Source organism: Arthrobacter sp. P1_B3, assembly GCF_056406615.1.
In genome coordinates this window covers 22,870-39,773 of the sequence record NZ_JBFTZV010000023.1, presented here as the reverse complement: position 1 = coordinate 39,773, position 16,904 = coordinate 22,870, and the positions used below count along the sequence as shown (strand labels likewise).

Annotated in this window: 18 protein-coding genes; 11 read left to right on the top strand and 7 right to left on the bottom strand. The window is 66.8% G+C overall.

The window, feature by feature from the left end; genetic code table 11:
- Positions 1 to 415 precede the first annotated feature (415 nt).
- Complete coding sequence (proC, locus tag AC1D2F_RS19350; protein ID WP_229993722.1) at positions 416 to 1,249, top strand: pyrroline-5-carboxylate reductase; 834 nt, start codon at positions 416 to 418, stop codon at positions 1,247 to 1,249.
- A gap of 82 nt (positions 1,250 to 1,331) precedes the next feature.
- Here proC and AC1D2F_RS19345 read toward each other — a convergent pair whose 3' ends face one another.
- Both AC1D2F_RS19345 and AC1D2F_RS19340 read right to left on the bottom strand, forming a co-directional pair.
- Positions 1,332 to 1,970 carry a potassium channel family protein gene (locus tag AC1D2F_RS19345; protein ID WP_026266712.1) on the bottom strand — a complete coding sequence of 213 codons (639 nt, stop codon included), beginning with the start codon at positions 1,968 to 1,970 and terminating at the stop codon, positions 1,332 to 1,334.
- A 40-nt stretch (positions 1,971 to 2,010) separates the two neighbouring features.
- Positions 2,011 to 3,441, bottom strand: a complete 1,431-nt coding sequence (locus tag AC1D2F_RS19340) for a TrkH family potassium uptake protein (protein ID WP_229993723.1) — start codon at positions 3,439 to 3,441, stop codon at positions 2,011 to 2,013.
- Positions 3,442 to 3,558: 117 nt separating this feature from the next.
- Here AC1D2F_RS19340 and AC1D2F_RS19335 point away from each other — a divergent pair, with 117 nt between their 5' ends.
- The 3 genes from AC1D2F_RS19335 (at position 3,559) to gdhA (ending at position 6,910) form a co-directional block, all read left to right on the top strand.
- A complete protein-coding gene (locus AC1D2F_RS19335) occupies positions 3,559 to 4,782 on the top strand; it encodes an acetoin utilization protein AcuC (RefSeq protein WP_476967505.1) in 1,224 nt (407 codons plus the stop codon).
- A 93-nt stretch (positions 4,783 to 4,875) separates the two neighbouring features.
- Entirely contained in the window at positions 4,876 to 5,424 is a 549-nt protein-coding gene (locus AC1D2F_RS19330; RefSeq protein ID WP_476967504.1) for an ArsR/SmtB family transcription factor, read from the top strand.
- A 148-nt stretch (positions 5,425 to 5,572) separates the two neighbouring features.
- The gene (gene gdhA / locus AC1D2F_RS19325; RefSeq protein ID WP_476967503.1) at positions 5,573 to 6,910 is read left to right on the top strand and encodes an NADP-specific glutamate dehydrogenase; all 1,338 of its coding nucleotides are present in this window, start codon (positions 5,573 to 5,575) and stop codon (positions 6,908 to 6,910) included.
- Between the two features lie 102 nt (positions 6,911 to 7,012).
- Here the strand turns inward: gdhA and AC1D2F_RS19320 are convergent, their stop codons facing one another.
- A complete protein-coding gene (locus AC1D2F_RS19320) occupies positions 7,013 to 8,362 on the bottom strand; it encodes an alpha-hydroxy acid oxidase (RefSeq protein ID WP_290369357.1) in 1,350 nt (449 codons plus the stop codon).
- A gap of 381 nt (positions 8,363 to 8,743) precedes the next feature.
- On the opposite strand from AC1D2F_RS19320, the gene AC1D2F_RS19315 reads away from it, so the two are divergent.
- The 3 genes from AC1D2F_RS19315 to AC1D2F_RS19305 all read left to right on the top strand — a co-directional run bounded on the left by AC1D2F_RS19315 (position 8,744) and on the right by AC1D2F_RS19305 (position 10,618).
- Positions 8,744 to 9,892: a 3-deoxy-7-phosphoheptulonate synthase gene (locus tag AC1D2F_RS19315; RefSeq protein ID WP_229993727.1), complete on the top strand. Its 1,149-nt coding sequence runs from the start codon at positions 8,744 to 8,746 to the stop codon at positions 9,890 to 9,892.
- A gap of 199 nt (positions 9,893 to 10,091) precedes the next feature.
- On the top strand, positions 10,092 to 10,313 hold the full coding sequence (locus AC1D2F_RS19310) for a helix-turn-helix domain-containing protein (protein ID WP_090574680.1): 222 nt from the start codon (positions 10,092 to 10,094) through the stop codon (positions 10,311 to 10,313).
- Between the two features lie 206 nt (positions 10,314 to 10,519).
- The gene (locus AC1D2F_RS19305) at positions 10,520 to 10,618 is read left to right on the top strand and encodes a 30S ribosomal protein bS22 (RefSeq protein ID WP_003792170.1); all 99 of its coding nucleotides are present in this window, start codon (positions 10,520 to 10,522) and stop codon (positions 10,616 to 10,618) included.
- A 192-nt stretch (positions 10,619 to 10,810) separates the two neighbouring features.
- On the opposite strand, the gene AC1D2F_RS19300 is transcribed toward AC1D2F_RS19305, so the two are convergent.
- Complete coding sequence (locus tag AC1D2F_RS19300; protein WP_229993728.1) at positions 10,811 to 11,629, bottom strand: HAD family hydrolase; 819 nt, start codon at positions 11,627 to 11,629, stop codon at positions 10,811 to 10,813.
- Between the two features lie 131 nt (positions 11,630 to 11,760).
- Between AC1D2F_RS19300 and AC1D2F_RS19295 the strand changes: the two genes are divergently transcribed.
- Positions 11,761 to 12,033, top strand: coding sequence for a glutaredoxin family protein (locus AC1D2F_RS19295; protein WP_229993729.1), 273 nt, complete (start codon positions 11,761 to 11,763; stop codon positions 12,031 to 12,033).
- A 74-nt stretch (positions 12,034 to 12,107) separates the two neighbouring features.
- Positions 12,108 to 12,803, top strand: coding sequence for a redox-sensing transcriptional repressor Rex (locus AC1D2F_RS19290; protein ID WP_229993730.1), 696 nt, complete (start codon positions 12,108 to 12,110; stop codon positions 12,801 to 12,803).
- A 66-nt stretch (positions 12,804 to 12,869) separates the two neighbouring features.
- Here the strand turns inward: AC1D2F_RS19290 and AC1D2F_RS19285 are convergent, their stop codons facing one another.
- The 3 genes from AC1D2F_RS19285 to AC1D2F_RS19275 form a co-directional block, all read right to left on the bottom strand.
- Positions 12,870 to 13,679, bottom strand: coding sequence for a Yip1 family protein (locus AC1D2F_RS19285; protein ID WP_476967502.1), 810 nt, complete (start codon positions 13,677 to 13,679; stop codon positions 12,870 to 12,872).
- 216 nt (positions 13,680 to 13,895) lie between these two features.
- A complete protein-coding gene (locus tag AC1D2F_RS19280; protein WP_476967501.1) occupies positions 13,896 to 14,369 on the bottom strand; it encodes a hypothetical protein in 474 nt (157 codons plus the stop codon).
- 475 nt (positions 14,370 to 14,844) lie between these two features.
- Entirely contained in the window at positions 14,845 to 15,393 is a 549-nt protein-coding gene (locus AC1D2F_RS19275) for a YceI family protein (RefSeq protein ID WP_476967500.1), read from the bottom strand.
- Between the two features lie 213 nt (positions 15,394 to 15,606).
- On the opposite strand from AC1D2F_RS19275, the gene AC1D2F_RS19270 reads away from it, so the two are divergent.
- Together AC1D2F_RS19270 and AC1D2F_RS19265 are read left to right on the top strand one after the other, a co-directional pair.
- Positions 15,607 to 16,272: a histidine phosphatase family protein gene (locus tag AC1D2F_RS19270; RefSeq protein ID WP_476967499.1), complete on the top strand. Its 666-nt coding sequence runs from the start codon at positions 15,607 to 15,609 to the stop codon at positions 16,270 to 16,272.
- 2 nt (positions 16,273 to 16,274) lie between these two features.
- Positions 16,275 to 16,895, top strand: coding sequence for a TlpA family protein disulfide reductase (locus tag AC1D2F_RS19265; RefSeq protein ID WP_229993736.1), 621 nt, complete (start codon positions 16,275 to 16,277; stop codon positions 16,893 to 16,895).
- Positions 16,896 to 16,904 lie beyond the last annotated feature (9 nt).

The window sequence follows — 16,904 nt, the reverse complement described above, 5'->3', positions numbered from 1 at the left end:
GGACTTGGGGGAACTCTGCTGCCAATCGCCCGGCGCACCGCCGGCTCCGGGGGAACCGACTATCATCACTCGCACCTGTTGAGGCACTTTCCAAGGTAATGGCCGATCTTGGGCGCACAGCGAGATTTCCCTGTGGGTTCGCTGGCAATCCCGGAGTCCCCGCTTTGTGGCCGGCTCCGGTGTGGGGCCTTTGAACGGCAAAGCACCGATTAAACGGCAAAGGCACCGGCGGTCCGCTGCGGGAAAAATGGGAAAATCCGCTGCAAACCACCGGTGCCGCGCAGGCATCCGCATGCCTGCTGCATCACTCGCACCCTCAATGAGGTAGCTCCAACGTTAGGGCCCGAAGTTGTGCAATGACTGCGGTAAAGGTGTGAGCTGGCTGGGAATCACGTCCGACTGCAATGATGGGGACATGAGCAACCGAATCGCATTCCTGGGCTGTGGGTCAATGAACGAGGCAATTCTGGGTGGGCTGATCGACGGCGGTGTCGACCCGGCCGATATCGTCGCTACCGTCCGCCGGGCCGAGCGCGCGGCCGAACTGGCCCAACGCCACCACGGGATCACGGCCATCGCGGGCGAAGAGGAGCCCGACAACAACAAGCAGGCCGCCACCGGCTCCGGCGTCGTCATCCTTGGCGTCAAGCCCGCGGGCATCGCCGATCTGGCGCGGGAAATCAGTGAGTCCCTTTCACCGGACACGATCGTCATCAGCGTCGCGGCCGCCGTGTCCCTGGCGCAGCTGGAGGCGGCGCTGCCGGCCGGCCAGCCCGTCATCCGCACAATGCCGAACACGCCGGCGAAGCTGGGCCGCGGCGTCGTCTCCGTCTCTCCCGGGACCAACTGCTCCGCCGGGCAGCTCCAGCGCGCCAAGGACATCCTCGCAGCCGCCGGCACGGTGGTGGAGATCCCCGAAGACCAGGTGGACGCCCTGTCCGCGATCAGCGGCTCGGGCCCGGCCTACGCCTTCTACCTGGCTGAGGCCATGGCAGAGGCCGGCGCGCAACTGGGCCTGGATCCGGAGCTGTCCCTGTTGCTGGCTCGCGAGACCGTCGCCGGGGCGGGCTTCATGCTGGCCGAGCCCGGCGCGGATCCTTCCGCGCTGCGCAAGGCGGTCACGAGCCCGAACGGCACCACGGAACGGGCCATTGCCACGTTTGACGAGCGAGGACTGCCGGCCATCATCGCTGACGGCGCCCGCGCGGCCGCTGCGCGCGCGGCCGAAATCACCCGGCAGCTCGCCTGAGCCTGCCCGGTCGTACACGCGCTTCCGGCGGGCACCAGGGCCACCGTGGTGGCTCCGGGCACCTGTGGGCGCCGGTTGTGGCCTAGGGACGTGCGGCGAACCGTTCGAGCAGGTCCACGTGGCCCGAAACGATGAGCATGTCCCGCGAGGAAACCTTGGTTTCCGGCCGCGCGTACGTGAAGTCCTCACCCGGGGACTTCACGCCCACAATCGTGACACCGTACTTGGAGCGGACCTTGGACTCGTCCAGGGTGAAGCCCACGGTCTCCCGTGGCGGGTACATCTTGACGATCGCGAAGTCGTCGTCGAACTCGATGAAGTCCAGCATCCGCCCGGAGACCAGGTGCGCGGCGCGGACGCCCGCGTCCGCCTCCGGGTAGATGACGTGGTTGGCGCCGATCCGGGTCAGGATCTTGCCGTGCGAGGGCGTGATCGCCTTGACCCAGAGGTGTTCGATTCCGAGGTCCACGAGGTTCACCGTGATCAGCACCGAGGATTCGATCGAGGTGCCCACGCCCACGACGGCGGAACTGAATTCCTGGGCCCCGAGCTGGCGGAGGGCATCGATGTTGGTGGCGTCGGCTTCCACGACGTGCGTCAGGACACTCGCCCACTTCTGGACGAGGGTGCGGTCGCGCTCAATGGCCAGGACCTCCCGGCCCTGCTTGACCAGCTGCTCTGCGGTGGATGCGCCAAAACGGCCCAGCCCGATCACCAGCACGGGGGCGTTGTGGGCGGGGCGGTTGACGGCGCCTGAGGAACTAGCCAATGATCGGTCTCTCTTCCGGGTAGTGGTACAGCTGGCTGCGCTGGCGCAGGGCCAGGCCGGCGGCAAGGGTGACCGTCCCGACGCGCCCGGCAAACATGAGCAAAGCGAGGACGTAAACCCCCTCCGGCGGCAACTCTGCACTGAGGTTGGTGCTTAGGCCCACCGTGGCGAAGGCGGAAATGGTTTCAAACAGGACCCGGTCAAGGGAGGCATGGCTGATGTGCAGGAGCAGGAGGGCCGAGACAGAGACGAGGGTGGCGCCGGCGACGATCACCGAAATGGCCACGCGCATGGTGCCCTCAGGGATGGTGCGGCCATAGATCTTCACGTCCGCGTCGCCGCGGGCCTCGGCGGCGATCGCCAGGAACATCACGGCGATGGTCGTGACCTTGATGCCGCCGGCCGTGGAGGCGGATCCGCCGCCGGCGAACATGAGGGCATCGGAGAGCAGCATGGTGGTCGACTCCATGTGGTTCTGGTCCACAAGGTTGAACCCGCCCGAGCGCAGCATGACTGAGGCAAACAGCGCATGCGTGATCTTGTCGCCGAGGTCCATGTCCCCGATGGTGCGCAGGTTGTCCCACTCCAGGAAGCCCCAGAGGACCGTACCGGCGGCGAGGAGGATGAAGGACACCTGGATGGTCAGCTTGGTGTGCAGGTTCCATTTCTTCCACCGCAGCCCGTTCTGGTGCAGCACCATGACCACGGGGAAACCCAGGCTGCCCAGGAACACCCCGAGCATGAGCGGGACGAGGATCCAGAGATCGGTTTCGTACGGGACGATCCCGTCCGAATGCGGCGTGAAGCCGGCGTTGTTGAAAGCCGAAATGGCGTAGAAGATGCCGTGCCACACAGATTGCGGGAAGCTCTCCCCGAGGATCAGGAAGCGGGGGATAAGAGCCAGCGCCAGGGCGCCCTCGATCACCACGGAGGTCACGATCACGATCCGCAGCAGCGTACCGACTTCGCCGAGCCGGCCTGCATTCATGGCCTCCTGGGCGATCAGCTTGCCGCGGACACCGAGTCTCTTGCTGACCATGAGCGCCAGCAGCGACGCGAGGGTCAAGGTGCCCAAGCCGCCCACGAAAATGCCGAACAGAATCACGAGCTGGCCGAAGAAGGACCAGTGCACAGCCGTGGAGACCACGGTCAGGCCCGTGACGCAGACAGCGGACGCCGCAGTGAAGAACGCCTGATGCAGCGGTGTGACCTGTCCTGTCGCGGAAGCTAAGGGCAGCGAGAGCAAAGCGGTGAAGACCAGGATTACGACGCCGAACGCCGTAAGCGCCAGGCGGGCCGGCGAGCTGTTTGCGATGCTGTCAATGAAGTCGCGCAGGCGTGTGAAGATCCACAGGCCTTCCCGCTCCGGCATACCTGGCTGCCAGCTGGCGGGGCTCTTGGACCTCGACTGGCTTTGCGTCATGTTTTTCCTCGGTTGAAACTGCTTCCCCAAGTAGTAAACCACTAAAGTCCCGTAATGGCCGGGGGAGCACCCGTACACGCGCGGGAAGCCGGGGACCGCTCCGGTAGCCTGTGATTGATGACATTCCTGCCCGGACTCACTCAGACCGCGCTGCCGACGACGGTAGTGTGGGCTCCTGCCATGACCGCCTACAACTTTGGCCACTCCCACCCGATGGCGCCGGAGCGCATGGAGCTCACAGCGAAGCTGGCCGGCAGCCTGGGACTGCTGGATCTGGACCACGTCACGGTGGCGGCACCGGACGTCGCCGCCGACGCGGAGCTGTGCGCGGTCCACAGCCCGGAGTTTGTGGCCGCCGTGCGGCGTGTGAGCGAAAACCCGGACACCCCCGACCACGCCAGGGGCCTGGGAACCGAGGATGATCCGGCCTTTGCCGGCATGCACGAAGCCAGCGCCCGGCTTGCCGGCGGCTCCCTGCTGGCCGCCGCTGCCGTCCTGGACGGCAGCGCGGTGCGGGCCGTGAACTTCGGCGGCGGGATGCACCACGCCTCCAGGGACCGTGCGAGCGGTTTTTGCATCTATAACGACGCCGCCCTCGCGGTCCAGCGGCTGCTCGACGGCGGCGTCCAGCGCGTGGCCTACGTCGACGTCGATGCGCACCACGGCGACGGCACGCAGAGCATCTTCTGGGACGATCCGCGCGTGCTGACTATTTCGCTGCACGAGTCCGGGCTGACCCTCTTCCCGGGCACCGGGTTTGCCAACGAGATCGGTGGGCCGAACGCGCAAGGCAGCGCGGTGAACGTCGCCCTCCCGGCCGGCACCGCGGACGCGGGGTGGCTGCGGGCCTTCCACGCCGTCGTGCCCCAGCTCATTGGCGCGTTCGAGCCGGAAGTCATCGTCAGCCAGCACGGCTGCGACTCGCACCGGCTTGACCCGCTCGCCCACCTGAACATCAGCGTCGACGGCCAGCGCGAGGCCGCAACGGCCATCGGCAACCTCGCCGCGCGCTACTGCGACAACCGGTGGATTTCCACAGGCGGCGGCGGCTACAACGTCGTCAGCGTGGTGCCGCGGTCGTGGAGCCACCTCATAGCCATCGCGGCCGGCCGCCCGGTACCGCTGCGCACCCCGGTTCCGGAGGACTGGCGAAACTATGTCAAAGACAAGTACGGGGCCAAGTTCGGTGTAGAGCCCCCCGAGGCGATGGGCGACGACGTCGACCTCTGGTGGCGGTCCTGGGAAGTCGGTTTCGACCCCAACGACGAGGTGGACCGCAGCGTCATGGCCACCCGCAAGGAAGTGTTTCCCCTGCACGGACTGGACCCCTGGTTCGACTAGGCCCGGGCCCGGGTGGAGGCCCCGGTTGGGGCCCGGTGCCAGGGAAGCAATTCGTGGATGCCATCTGGCGTATATGTCGCTAGTGTGGAGGACATGGTGACAGACGACGTATTTGCCGTCATTGCTGAGGCAACCAGGCGTGACATTCTGATAGCCCTCCGCAAGGGGGACAAAGCGGTGGGGGAACTGGTCCAGGAACTTGAAGCAAGCCAGCCCACCATTTCCAAACATCTCAAAGTCCTCCGCGAAGCGGACCTGGTGAGCATGCGCGCCCAGGGCCAGAAGCGGTACTACACGCTCAACCCCAAACCGCTCGCCGGGATCGCCAGCTGGCTCCAGGCGTTCGACGTCGGCCCCGCTGCGACAGCGGACGCCGCCGCGCCCCTCCACCCCGAACCCAGTCCTGCCGCCGTCCCGGATGGCCTGGCCGCAGCGGCCGTCCCGCAGCCGGTCGCCGCGCAGCCCGCCGCAGCACTGGCGGCCCGTCCTGCCGGCAGCCCGCTGAGCCCCGCCGTCGTCATCCCGGTGGGAACGGCAGGGGAGGACAAGAGGCCCCAGCAGATCGGGCGGACCGTGGGCCGGGCCGCCACCAGGGCCGCCGACCTCCTGGCCAACCTGCCCAAGTTCGGCCGCAAGAAGTAACCCGGGTCGTTTGTGTCCTGCGCCACCCCGTTTTTGTCACAGGGGGCGCCCTCAGGTCCTCAAATAGAAATCCTTTCCGGCCCAGTGCAACCATGGAAAGGCTGGATTGTTGCGCCCGCAGAAGGGCGCCAAGGTTGAGGGAGTTGCAATGGACGCACGGCTTGAAGCCATCCGGGACACGGTGCTGGCACGGAATCCCGGCGAAAGGGAGTTCCACCAGGCAGTCATCGAGGTCTTCGAAAGCCTCGGACCGGTGCACGACCGCCACCCGGAGTTCCTTGAAGGGGCCGTCCTCGAGCGGCTCTGTGAGCCCGAACGGCAGATCATCTTCCGCGTGCCGTGGACGGACGACGCCGGCAGCTTCCRGATCAACCGCGGCTTCCGGGTGGAGTTCAATTCAGCGCTGGGCCCCTACAAGGGTGGCCTGCGATTCCACCCCTCGGTAAACCTTGGCATCATTAAGTTCCTCGGCTTCGAGCAGATCTTCAAGAATGCCCTGACCGGCATGCCGATCGGCGGCGGCAAGGGCGGCTCCGACTTCGACCCCCGCGGACGCTCGGACGCCGAAATCATGCGCTTCTGCCAGTCCTTCATGACGGAGCTGTACCGCCACATCGGCGAGTACACGGACGTCCCTGCCGGGGACATCGGAGTCGGCGGCCGCGAAATCGGCTACCTCTTCGGACAGTACAAGCGGATCACCAACCGCTACGAATCCGGCGTCCTCACCGGCAAAGGCATCTCCTGGGGCGGTTCGCTGGTGAGGCCCGAAGCCACGGGCTACGGCACCGTGATCTTTGCCGAAGAAATGCTCAAGACCCGCGGCCAGTCCTTCGACGGCCAGCGCGTGGTGGTCTCCGGCTCCGGCAATGTCGCCATCAACGCGATCGCCAAGGCCCAAGCGCTCGGCGCCACCGTTGTGGCCTGCTCCGATTCCTCCGGCTACATCGTGGACGAGGCCGGGATCGACGTCGCGCTGCTGCGCCAGATCAAGGAGGTCGAGCGCGGACGGCTCAAGGACTACGAAGCCCGGCGCTCCGCCGTCTCCTACGTGGAGGGCGGCTCAGTCTGGGACGTCGACGCGACGGTCGCGCTGCCGTGCGCCACGCAGAACGAACTCGACGGCGACGCCGCTGCCCGGCTGGTCCGCAACGGCCTGCTGGCGGTGGGCGAGGGCGCCAACATGCCCTCGACGCGTGACGCCGTCGCGGTCTTCCAGGAAGCCGGCATCCTGTTCGGCCCGGGCAAGGCCGCCAACGCGGGAGGCGTGACGACGTCCGCACTGGAAATGCAGCAGAACGCCAGCCGCGACTCCTGGTCGTTCGCGCACACCGAGGAACGCCTCACGGAGATCATGGTCGGAATCCACGACCGCTGCGCGGCCACCGCGGACGAGTACGGGGACCCTGGGAACTACGTGCTGGGCGCGAACATCGGCGGCTTCGTGAAGGTAGCCGACGCGATGCTCGCCCAGGGCCTCATCTAGGTCTGATCTTCCGGTTGCCCGTGTGCCGGGACAGCGGTGGCGGCAGTGTTCTTCGACAGACACTGCCGCCACAGTCATTTCCGCGGGCATATGTCGGACGGGCTACTGCCGGAGGATCCGCACGTGGTCCGGGGTGAGGTCCGCGATCCGGCTGACGCCCAGCAGGGCCATGGTGCGTTCCATGTCCTTCTCCAGGATTTGGAGGGCGCGGTCCACCCCGGCCCGTCCGCCGGCCATAAGCCCGTACAGGTAGGCGCGGCCGATCAGCGTGAAGTCGGCGCCGAGGGCGAGGGCGGCGATGATGTCCGCGCCGCTCATGATGCCGGTGTCCAGGATGATCGCGGCCTCGCTGCGGTCCGCCTTCAGCGCGGCAGCGACCTCGGGGAGCAGGTGGAACGGGATCGGCGCCCGGTCCAGCTGGCGGCCGCCGTGGTTGGAGAGCACAATCCCGTCCGCGCCGTGGTCCACCACCTTGCGGGCGTCGTCGACCGTCTGGATGCCCTTGACCACGAGCTTGCCCTTCCAGGTCTCGCGCAGCCAGTCGAGGTCGGCGTAGGTCAGGGTGGGGTCGAACATGGAGTTGATCAGGTCCGCGACCGTGCCCGTGTACCGGGACAGCGACGCGAAAGTCAGCGGCTCGTGGGTGAGGAAGTTGAACCACCACGCGGGCCGGTAGGACGCATCGAGCACGGTCTTGAGCGTCAGGGCGGGCGGGATGGTCATGCCGTTGCGGACGTCGCGGAGCCTGGCGCCGGCGACGGCGGTGTCCACCGTGACCATCAGGGTGTCGTTGCCCGCCGCGGCGGCACGCTGGATCAGTTCCAGCGACCGGTCCCGGTCCGTCCACAGGTACAGCTGGAACCAGTTGCGGCCCGTGGGTGCGGCGGCGGCCACGTCCTCGAGGGACGCCGTGCCCATGGTGGAGAGCGTGTATGGAATGCCGGCGGCTTCGGCGGCCTGGGAGCCGGCGTATTCGCCCTCGGACTGCATCATCCGGGTGAATCCTGTCGGCGCGATCCCGACCGGCAGGCGGGAAGGCCCGCCTAGGATGTCGGTGCTGAGGTCGATGCTGGAGACGTCACGCAGGACCCCGGGCCGGAACTCGATGTCCAGGAACGCCTGGCGTGCGCGGCGGAGGGAGATTTCGGCCTCGGCGGCGCCGTCGGTGTAGTCGAACGGTGCCTGGGGCGTGCGGCGCTTGGCCATGTCCCGCAGGTCCCAGATGGTGCTGGCACGGCGCAGCCTGGCGGCCCGGCTGAACTCCGGCTTCTTGAACTGCATCAGGGGAGCGAGGTCGGCGTATTTGGGCACACGGCGCTTCAACGCGGCAGGAAGCCCACGGGCGGCCGCCGCCGCTGCGCCTTGCCCGGACGAGGAGGCACCGGGGTCCGTGGAAGTGGCCCCGGGAGTGATCGGAGCCTCGGGGTTGCCGGGCGGAACGGTCTGCGTCATGGCTGTCTCCATAGTGGGTCGGATGCTCGTGCTGGGGTTCCCTCACACTCTAGGTGGTGCCGGTGTGCGCCGAAATGACACTTCGCGGCAGTGTTGGCGCGGCACACTGCCGCGAACTGCACTCTCGGCGTCCCGGGGCGACGGGTCCGGCGAATTGTTACGCCCGGTGTTTGCCCCGGCCGCGGCTCCGGGGCTATGGTCGACGCTATGACTAACCGTTGGTATGCGTATTTTTCGTTGGCTCTGGAGGGGCCCGCGTCTAACTGACACGCATCCAACTTTCCTTCAGAGCCAACAGGGCAGAGATCATTCTCTGCCCTTCGCCATTTCTCCGGCGGGTTCTGATCAGGGCCCGCTCCGCATCCGGAACAGGACCCGAACATGAGCATCGAAGCAGCCCCCGGCACCCAGCACTCCACCTCGAACCTGCGCGTCAGCGAGTTCACCCCGCTGCCCACCCCGCAGGACCTCATGGCGGAACTGCCGCTGGAGCCCCGCCTGGCCGAGGTAGTTGGACGGGGCCGGGACGAGGTCCGGGCCATCATGGACGGTGTCGACGACCGGCTGCTCGTCATCGTGGGCCCCTGCTCCATCCACGATCCCAAGGCGGGGCTGGAATACGCCCGCCGGCTGGTCAGCCAGGCCGAGAAGCACCGCGAAGACCTGCTGATCGTCATGCGCACGTACTTCGAAAAGCCGCGCACCACGGTGGGCTGGAAGGGCCTGATCAACGACCCCCGGCTGGACGGCAGCCACGACATCGCCGCGGGCCTGCGCGCGGCCCGGGCCTTCCTGCGCCAGGTCACGGCCCTCGGCCTGCCCACCGCCACCGAGTTCCTTGAGCCCATCAGCCCCCAGTACGTCGCGGACCTGGTCGCCTGGGGCGCGATCGGCGCCCGCACCACGGAGAGCCAGATCCACCGCCAGCTGGCTTCCGGGCTGTCCATGCCGATCGGCTTCAAGAACGGGACCGACGGCGACCTCCAGGTGGCGCTGGATGCGTGCAGCGCCGCCGCTGCGGCCCAGGCGTTCCTCGGGATCGACGACGACGGCAGGGCCGCGCTTGTGGCCACCGCCGGCAACCCGGACACCCACGTCATCCTCCGCGGCGGACGCAAGGGACCCAACTACTCCGCCGCCGACGTTGAAGCGGCCTCCGCCAAACTCGCCGCGAAGCAGCTGAACCCCCGCCTGATCGTCGACGCCAGCCACGCCAACAGCGGCAAGAACCACCACCGCCAGGCCGAGGTCGCCCTCGAAATTGGTGCCCAGCTGGAAAGTCCCGGAGCCGCGGCCGGGGCCATCGCCGGCGTCATGCTGGAGAGCTTCCTGGTGGGCGGGGCGCAAAACCTAGAGGTCAACGCCGCCGTCACAACCGCAGGCAAAGCCGCAGGCAACGCTGGAGCCGCCGGCCGGGACGAGCTGGTCTACGGCCAGAGCGTCACGGATGCCTGCATGGACTGGGATGTGACGGCGTCGGTACTTGGCCAACTGGCCGCCTCGGCCCGCACGCGCCGGACGCGTGCCTGAGGGTTGGACAGGAGGGCGCGGGAAGTGCGAGATTTTCGAGATTCCTGCGGAAAACGTGTGGGGATTCCTGAGGAAGTCTTTCACATTGGCACCATGAGCAACTAGTGTTGCTAACACATGGTTGTTTGATGGCTCAGCATCGGCACACCGCCATGTCACCAGGTGGGGCTGCCGTTCGCTTGAGCAAAGGAATAGGGAAATGTCTACGGAGGCCAACTTCTCCAAGGCCCGTTTTTTGACCGTGGCCGAAGTCGCGGAACTTATGCGGGTATCAAAGATGACTGTGTACCGTCTGGTGCATTCGGGGGAGATGCCGGCCGTGCGCTTCGGCCGCTCCTACCGCGTGCCGGAAAACGCCGTCGAACAGTACCTCAAGGGTGCCGTCGTCGACCGGAGCGACGGTCACGCCGGAACTGGCTGAACAGCCAGCGGCAACATTCACAGCGTGAATCGACTGCTTTGGGTCCCGCATGGGTCCCGCGGTCGTGGGGTGCCTCGCAGAGGCGGTACCCTGTTAAGGAACGTTTTACGTCATTGTAAGAACCTGTCAGTTGTTTCAGTCTGCTTGCTTAGCCCGCGGACCCTTCCCAACAGGCAGGTACTGCATCTAGCCGGTAAGGAACTTTCGTGGGTTCAGTTATTAAGAAGCGTCGCAAGCGTATGGCCAAGAAGAAGCACCGCAAGCTGCTTCGCAAGACGCGCCACCAGCGTCGCAATAAGAAGTAGCCATACTTCGAAATGCATGAAATGCCCGTTGCCTTCCAGGCGGCGGGCATTTTTCTTGCTCCAGCCCGGTGGGAAGATTTCGCGCCGGATTGGACGCGGGCTGCGGAATCGGACACGGGCGGGCCCGGATCCGCGACGCGCGGGTCTGAAACAAAGGCGCGGAACCGAAACCGCAGCGGAAAACCGCGGGGATCAGCGGCTGGGTCCGCGGAAGCGGGAGAACCCCCGCCACAGGCCGTAGATGGCCCCGCCGACCGTCGCGGCCTTGAATCCCAGGGTGGCGGCACGCCGGCCGGCACGGAAGTCGTAGACCGGCCAGTTGTGCTCGCGGGCGTAACGGCGCAGCTTGGAGTCGGGATTGATGGCAACGGGGTGCCCCACCATGCTCAGCAGCGGGATGTCGTTGTGGGAATCGCTGTAGGCCCAGCAGCGGCTGAGGTCCAGCCCTTGGTCGTCGGCAATTTGCTGGACTGCGACTGCTTTGGCCGGGCCGTGGAGGATTTCTCCCACGAGCCGCCCCGTGTACGAGCCGTCCAAAATCTCGCCCACCGTGCCCAGCGCCCCGGTCAGGCCCAGCCGGGCGGCAATGACGGTGGCTACCTCGATCGGCGTCGCCGTGACGAGCCAAACTTTGCGCCCCACCCGGAGATGCTGCTCCGCCAGGGCCTTGGCCCCCGGCCAGATCCGCGACTCAATCATCTCGTCGTAGACCTCTTCGCCCAGAGCTTCGATGTCCTTGGCTGTGATGCCGGCGGCCAGCGTCAGGGCGGAATCGCGGACGGCGTGGACGTCATCCATGTTTTCGCCGCGCAGGACGAACATGAATTGCTTCCAAGCGAACCCGGCGGCCTGCGGCAGGGTGAACGCGCCGCGCTGGTGAAGCTTGCGGGCGACATGGAAAAGGCTTGCGCCCTTCATGAGGGTGTTGTCGACGTCGAAAAACGCAGCCTCGCCGTGCTGCATCGATGCAGCAGGCTCACTGGCCACAATGACGTATTTCTCCTCGGGCATGCCACGAGTCTAGTCAATGACCGGGCCCCGGACCGCCCGCACGGCGCGCGACGCGACGGCGGGACGGCCCGGCCTCAGGCGGACTGCGCCGCGCGTCGACGCCGAAGCGGCGGCCGGGCTACGGTGGATGCATGGCCAAACCCGCGTCCTTCCCCGATGTCGTACTGATCACCAAAGCTGACTGCCACCTGTGCGCGGACGCGCGCGCCGCCGTCGCCCGTGTTACCGCTGCGCTCGGCATCGACTGGTCGGAGAAATCGGTGGACGACGACGCCGGGCTGCGTGAGCGCTTCGCCGAGGAGATCCCGGTGGTGCTGGTCAACGGGGTCCAGCGGGATTTCTGGAAGATCGACGAGGCCCGACTGACCCGGACCCTGCAACGGGTCCTCGACCAGCCGTCCTGACGGCGGGGTGCTTTGTTGCGTGATGCGCCGGGGCTCTAGAGTGGGAAGCACAACGCGACGCAATGGAGCAGATAGTGACTTCGCTGGATTCATCTCCCGGGGCTGTCCCCGGGGGAGCCGGGACTGCCGCCAAACAGATTCCACCCGCGGCCGTGGCCCGGCTGACCATCTATCTGCGCGCCCTGACCACACTGCTGGCTGACGGGGTTGACCGGGTCTCGTCCGAGTCGCTGGCCGAGGCCTCCGGAGTTAGCTCCTCGACGCTGCGCAAGGACCTCTCCTATGTCGGCTCCTACGGAACCCGCGGTGTCGGTTACGAGGTCCAGTACCTTAACCGACACATCGCGGCTGCGCTCGGGCTGACGCATGACTGGAAAGTCGCGATCGTCGGTGCGGGCAACCTGGGCAAGGCCCTGGCCCGGTACGGCGGATTCGAGTCGCGGGGCTTTGACATTGTGGCGATTTTCGACGCCGACCAGATGGTGGTGGGTAGCGAGGTCGGCTGGCTGCGGGTCAGCGACGCCGCTGACCTTGAGCCGGTACTGCAACGGACGGGGGCCAACATGGTGGTCCTCGCCTTGCCCGCCGCGGTGGCCCAGGGCGTCTGCGACCGGGTGATTGCCGCCGGCGTGCGGAGCATCCTCAGCTTCGCGCCGGTGATGCTGCAGGTCCCCCCGGGGGTCAATCTCCGCAAGGTCGACATGGCAACTGAACTGCAGATTCTGGCCTACCACGCACAAAGGGCGCAGGACCCGGAGGACGCCGACTAGGATCGGCCGTACCCTCCGGGTCCCGCGCCCGCTGGGCAGTTCCCTGCTGGGTGGTGCTTGGCGAAGCTACTTCCCGAAAGGGGCTCCGGGCTGTCCGTAAGGGTTGGCAAAGGTCTGCCGCTTCTGGAAGTACGGCGAGGCCGCCGGCAGGTAAAGCAGCACGATGGCCGCGATGCCGACCAGCGCCGCGAGCGTGGCGAGGCTGAGCGGGAAGATGTTGAAGATCGACAAAGCGGCGAACACGGTGCCCAGAATTCGAGCCCAGTTCTTGCCCTTGCGGATATTGAATGCGACGAGGGCGTACAGCCCGGCGCTGATCAGGGCGAACACCACGATTGTGCCGATCAGGAAACCCTTGATGGATTCGAAATCGACCCTGGTGCCGCTCGTCGCCATCTGCTGCTCGAACATGTCCCTGACGGCAGGCGTGTCCAGGGTTCCCAGTGACACCAGCATGGAGATGACCCACAGGGCTCCGGCTGCGACGATCAGCCAGAACGAAGTGTTGACCAGTTGGGGAACCGCGCCTGGAGCCTGCGGCTGTTCGGACGGGTACTGGGCGTAGGGGGACTGGCCGTAAGGGGGCTGGCCGTACTGTGGCGCCTGCGGGGCGTTCTGGCCGTAGGTCGGGGGCGTCTGCTGGCCGTGCTGCGGCGTCTGCGGGGCGTTCTGGCCGTACGCCGGCGGCGTCTGCTGGCCGTACTGTGGCGCCTGCTGGCCGTGCTGCGGCGTCTGCGGGGCGTTCTGGCCGTACGCCGGCGGTGTCTGCTGGCCGTGCTGCGGCGCCTGCGGGGCGTTCTGGCCGTAGCCCGGAGTGGATTCCCCGCCCGGCTCGGAGCCGTTGGGCGGTGAGGGCTGGACTGGCGGGTTGCTCATGAAAGCGGTCCTTTGCGTGTCGATCACTGAATCGGCCACCGGGACCAGTGATCCTGCCCTGCCCCCAGCATGGTTTAGCTCAACCGTACCGCGGCCCGGCCGCCGTGTGGATCATTCCGGAGAGGTATTCTCAACCCTTATTCGAAGGCCGGTGCAGCCGCGGCGGGAATGCACCGTCGCCCCCACGATCCGGGGGGTTCCCCGTCGGCGGATGGCCTAGATTCGGCCCCGGTTGGCGACAAACCAGGCCTGGGCGTTCGGCAGCCACATAAGCACGGTAGCCACCAGGCTGATGATGAAGCCCGGCAGGTTTCCGCCCGCCCGGCCGTCGGCGACGCCGGCACCGATGACTGTCAGCACCAAGGAGATGCCGACAAGAATGGTGAGGGCGAAACGGGCCCACTCCCGGCCTTCCTTCATCTTCATGGCCAGGATGATTTGAGCGGTTGCCAATGCAAGAGCCACGATGACGAGCAGCAGCACCACGAGTCCGATCGGCGGCGCGAAGGCGATCAGGACGAAGGACCCGAACAACCCGATGATTCCACCGAGGAGTCCCAGCAGTCCGCCGATAAGCCAGATCCAGTACGAGACCTTCAGCTCGGTGGGCATCGGAGCGACCTTGAACATGCCGGAGAGGCCGCCTACAGGCAGTGCATCGCTGAAGTTCCTGGGACGGTCGGTGGGCATCTCGAAGCGGAATCCACCCGCCGGCGCCGGCTGGCCCTGGTACCCGGGTGGGGGAGCCTGATAGCCGGGCTCACCCTGATACCCGGGCGGCGGTGCCTGATAACCCGGCGGGGGAGCCTGATAGCCGGGCTCACCTTGGTACCCCGGCGGAGGTGACTGGTAGCCGGGAGTGGGCGACGGGCTGACTGGGGGCTGCTGTGGGCCGGCTGGCGGGACGTTGCCCGACGCCGGCGGCTGGGCGCCCGGCTGCTGTGGCGGTACATCACTCGGGTTGCTCATGGCTCTCACTGTAGACCGGCGTTTCCCTGTTATCTAGGGAATCCCCAGGCCAGTCGCGAAGCCCGTCGCGGCGCCCAGCAGCGGCACAAACAACAGCGCCCTGCTTCATCGCGAAGATGAAGCAGGGCGCTGGAACCGGCGGACCGGCGTCGTCCGCCCGGGACCGGACGGAGTGACCGGCCCGCGGCGGTACTGGCTACGCTGCGGGGGCGATGAAGGCCAGTTCCAGGTTGATGGCAACCTTGTCGCTGACCAGCACGCCGCCGGCGTCGAGGACCGCGTTCCAGGTCAGGCCGAAGTCCTTGCGGCTGATGGTGGTTTCGGCGCTGAGGCCGGCGCGGGTGTTGCCGAAGGGATCGACGGCCACGCCGTTGAACTCGGTCTCAAGGGCCACGGGGCGGGTGATGCCCTTGATGGTGAGGTCGCCCTGGAGCTCGTAGGCGTCGCCCTTGGGGACGATGGTGCTGGAGACAAAGGAGATCTCCGGGAACGTCTCGACGTCGAAGAAGTCTCCGCCGCGGACGTGGCCGTCACGGTTGGCGTCACCGGAGTCGAAGCTTGCGGTCTTGATCGAGGCGTTGACCTTGGAGTCGGTGACGTTCTCGGTCAGGTCCAGGGTGGCTGCGGCGTCGGTGAACTGACCGCGGACCTTGCTGATGCCGGCGTGGCGGACGGTGAAGCCGATCTCGCTGTGCGACGGGTCGAGGGTCCAGATGCCGGTGGTGACGTTTGCGGGAAGTGCCATGGTGATGCTCCTTGAGTCGGGTTGGTACTGCGGTGGTTCGTCTGATCGTTAGTTGAAGCCTCATTGGTTGAACTCTCAACTAACTGCTTCACCCAGTATAAACATGCATTTGCATCTTTTATTCCAACTCCGGGGAACATTTTTCCAAACTCTTCAGTTCTACTTCCTGTAGAAGATTTCAGATCGACCGGCATCTTTGAGAAACTGGTAGACATGCCCCAAGCCACTGTTCATTTGCTCCGCCACGGCGAGGTCCACAATCCCGATGGTGTCCTGTACGGCAGGCTGCCGGAATTCCACCTCTCCGAACTCGGCCGGGAGATGGCCCGCACGCTGGCCGAACACTTCAGGGAGCGTTCCGAACAAGGGGCCCGGATCGTCCACCTCGCCGCGTCTCCGCTGACCCGCGCGCAGGAGACGGCCCAGCCGATTGCCGATGCCCTGGGCCTCGAGATTGCCACCGAAGCCCGCATCATCGAAGCCGCCAACTACTTTGAGGGCCTCCACGTCTCCAAGGCGGAGCTGCTCCGGCCCAAGCACTGGGCCCGGCTGTACAACCCGTTCCGGCCATCCTGGGGTGAGCCGTACAAGGAGCAGGCTGCGCGGGTCATCGCGGCCGTCCAGGACGCGCGCGTCCGTGCCCTCGAACTGGGCGGCAACGGGGCCGAAGCCATCCTGGTCAGCCACCAGCTGCCCATTTGGGCCACGCGGCTCAGCGCCGAAGGCCGGCCGCTGTGGCATGACCCACGCAAGCGCGAATGCACGCTGACGTCCCTCACCTCCCTGGTGTTCGACGACGCCGGCGAGCTGGTGCGCGTCGACTACAACGAGCCCGCTGCCGCCCTCCTGCCTGGTGCCGCCAGCACCCCGGGAGCCTGACGATGCCGACGAACCGCCCCGAAGGGACTCCGCTGTCCCGCCGCCGCGTCCTGACCGTCGGCGGCGCCGCGCTGGCCGCAGTGCTCGGGCTGTCCGGCTGCGCCCAGGATGATGCCCTCGCCAAGCAGGCCAAGGCCGGGGACAACAAGAACTACGTGGCCGGCGACGGGTCCGTGACCGAGTTCGCCGTAGCGGACCGCAAGAGTCCCGTGGCGCTGAAGGGGACGCTGTTCGACGGCACAGCCGTCACGTCGGCGGACTTCCCCGGCAAAGTCACGGTGCTGAACTTCTGGTTCGCCGCCTGCGCCCCCTGCCGGGTCGAGGCGCCCTCCCTCGAGGCGCTGCACCAGGAATTCAAGACCAAGGGCGTGCAGTTCTTCGGGGTCAATTTGCGCGACGAGAAAGCCACGGCCGACGCGTTCGACAAGACGTTCAACCTGACGTACCCGAGTTTCAATGACAAGGACGGCGCCGTGCTGCTGGCCGTCTCCGGACTCGTGCCGCCCGGCGCCGTGCCCACCACCCTCGTGCTGGACAAGCAGGGCCGGGTCGCCTCCCGGGTCCTGGGCGAAATCCAGCAGGGCACCCTGAAGTCCCTCATCGCCGCCGCCGTGGCCGAGTAGTCCGGTCCC

Excerpts from the sequence above, each read along its gene's own strand:
- proC (WP_229993722.1), top strand. The coding sequence starts at position 416 with ATGAGCAACCGAATCGCATTCCTGGGCTGTGGGTCAATGAACGAGGCA.
- AC1D2F_RS19340 (WP_229993723.1), bottom strand. The coding sequence starts at position 3,441 with ATGACGCAAAGCCAGTCGAGGTCCAAGAGCCCCGCCAGCTGGCAGCCA.
- AC1D2F_RS19335 (WP_476967505.1), top strand. The coding sequence starts at position 3,559 with ATGACATTCCTGCCCGGACTCACTCAGACCGCGCTGCCGACGACGGTA.
- AC1D2F_RS19330 (WP_476967504.1), top strand. The coding sequence starts at position 4,876 with ATGGTGACAGACGACGTATTTGCCGTCATTGCTGAGGCAACCAGGCGT.
- AC1D2F_RS19320 (WP_290369357.1), bottom strand. The coding sequence starts at position 8,362 with ATGACGCAGACCGTTCCGCCCGGCAACCCCGAGGCTCCGATCACTCCC.
- AC1D2F_RS19315 (WP_229993727.1), top strand. The coding sequence starts at position 8,744 with ATGAGCATCGAAGCAGCCCCCGGCACCCAGCACTCCACCTCGAACCTG.
- AC1D2F_RS19310 (WP_090574680.1), top strand. The coding sequence starts at position 10,092 with ATGTCTACGGAGGCCAACTTCTCCAAGGCCCGTTTTTTGACCGTGGCC.
- AC1D2F_RS19300 (WP_229993728.1), bottom strand. The coding sequence starts at position 11,629 with ATGCCCGAGGAGAAATACGTCATTGTGGCCAGTGAGCCTGCTGCATCG.
- AC1D2F_RS19295 (WP_229993729.1), top strand. The coding sequence starts at position 11,761 with ATGGCCAAACCCGCGTCCTTCCCCGATGTCGTACTGATCACCAAAGCT.
- AC1D2F_RS19285 (WP_476967502.1), bottom strand. The coding sequence starts at position 13,679 with ATGAGCAACCCGCCAGTCCAGCCCTCACCGCCCAACGGCTCCGAGCCG.
- AC1D2F_RS19280 (WP_476967501.1), bottom strand. The coding sequence starts at position 14,369 with ATGCCCACCGACCGTCCCAGGAACTTCAGCGATGCACTGCCTGTAGGC.
- AC1D2F_RS19275 (WP_476967500.1), bottom strand. The coding sequence starts at position 15,393 with ATGGCACTTCCCGCAAACGTCACCACCGGCATCTGGACCCTCGACCCG.
- AC1D2F_RS19270 (WP_476967499.1), top strand. The coding sequence starts at position 15,607 with ATGCCCCAAGCCACTGTTCATTTGCTCCGCCACGGCGAGGTCCACAAT.
- AC1D2F_RS19265 (WP_229993736.1), top strand. The coding sequence starts at position 16,275 with ATGCCGACGAACCGCCCCGAAGGGACTCCGCTGTCCCGCCGCCGCGTC.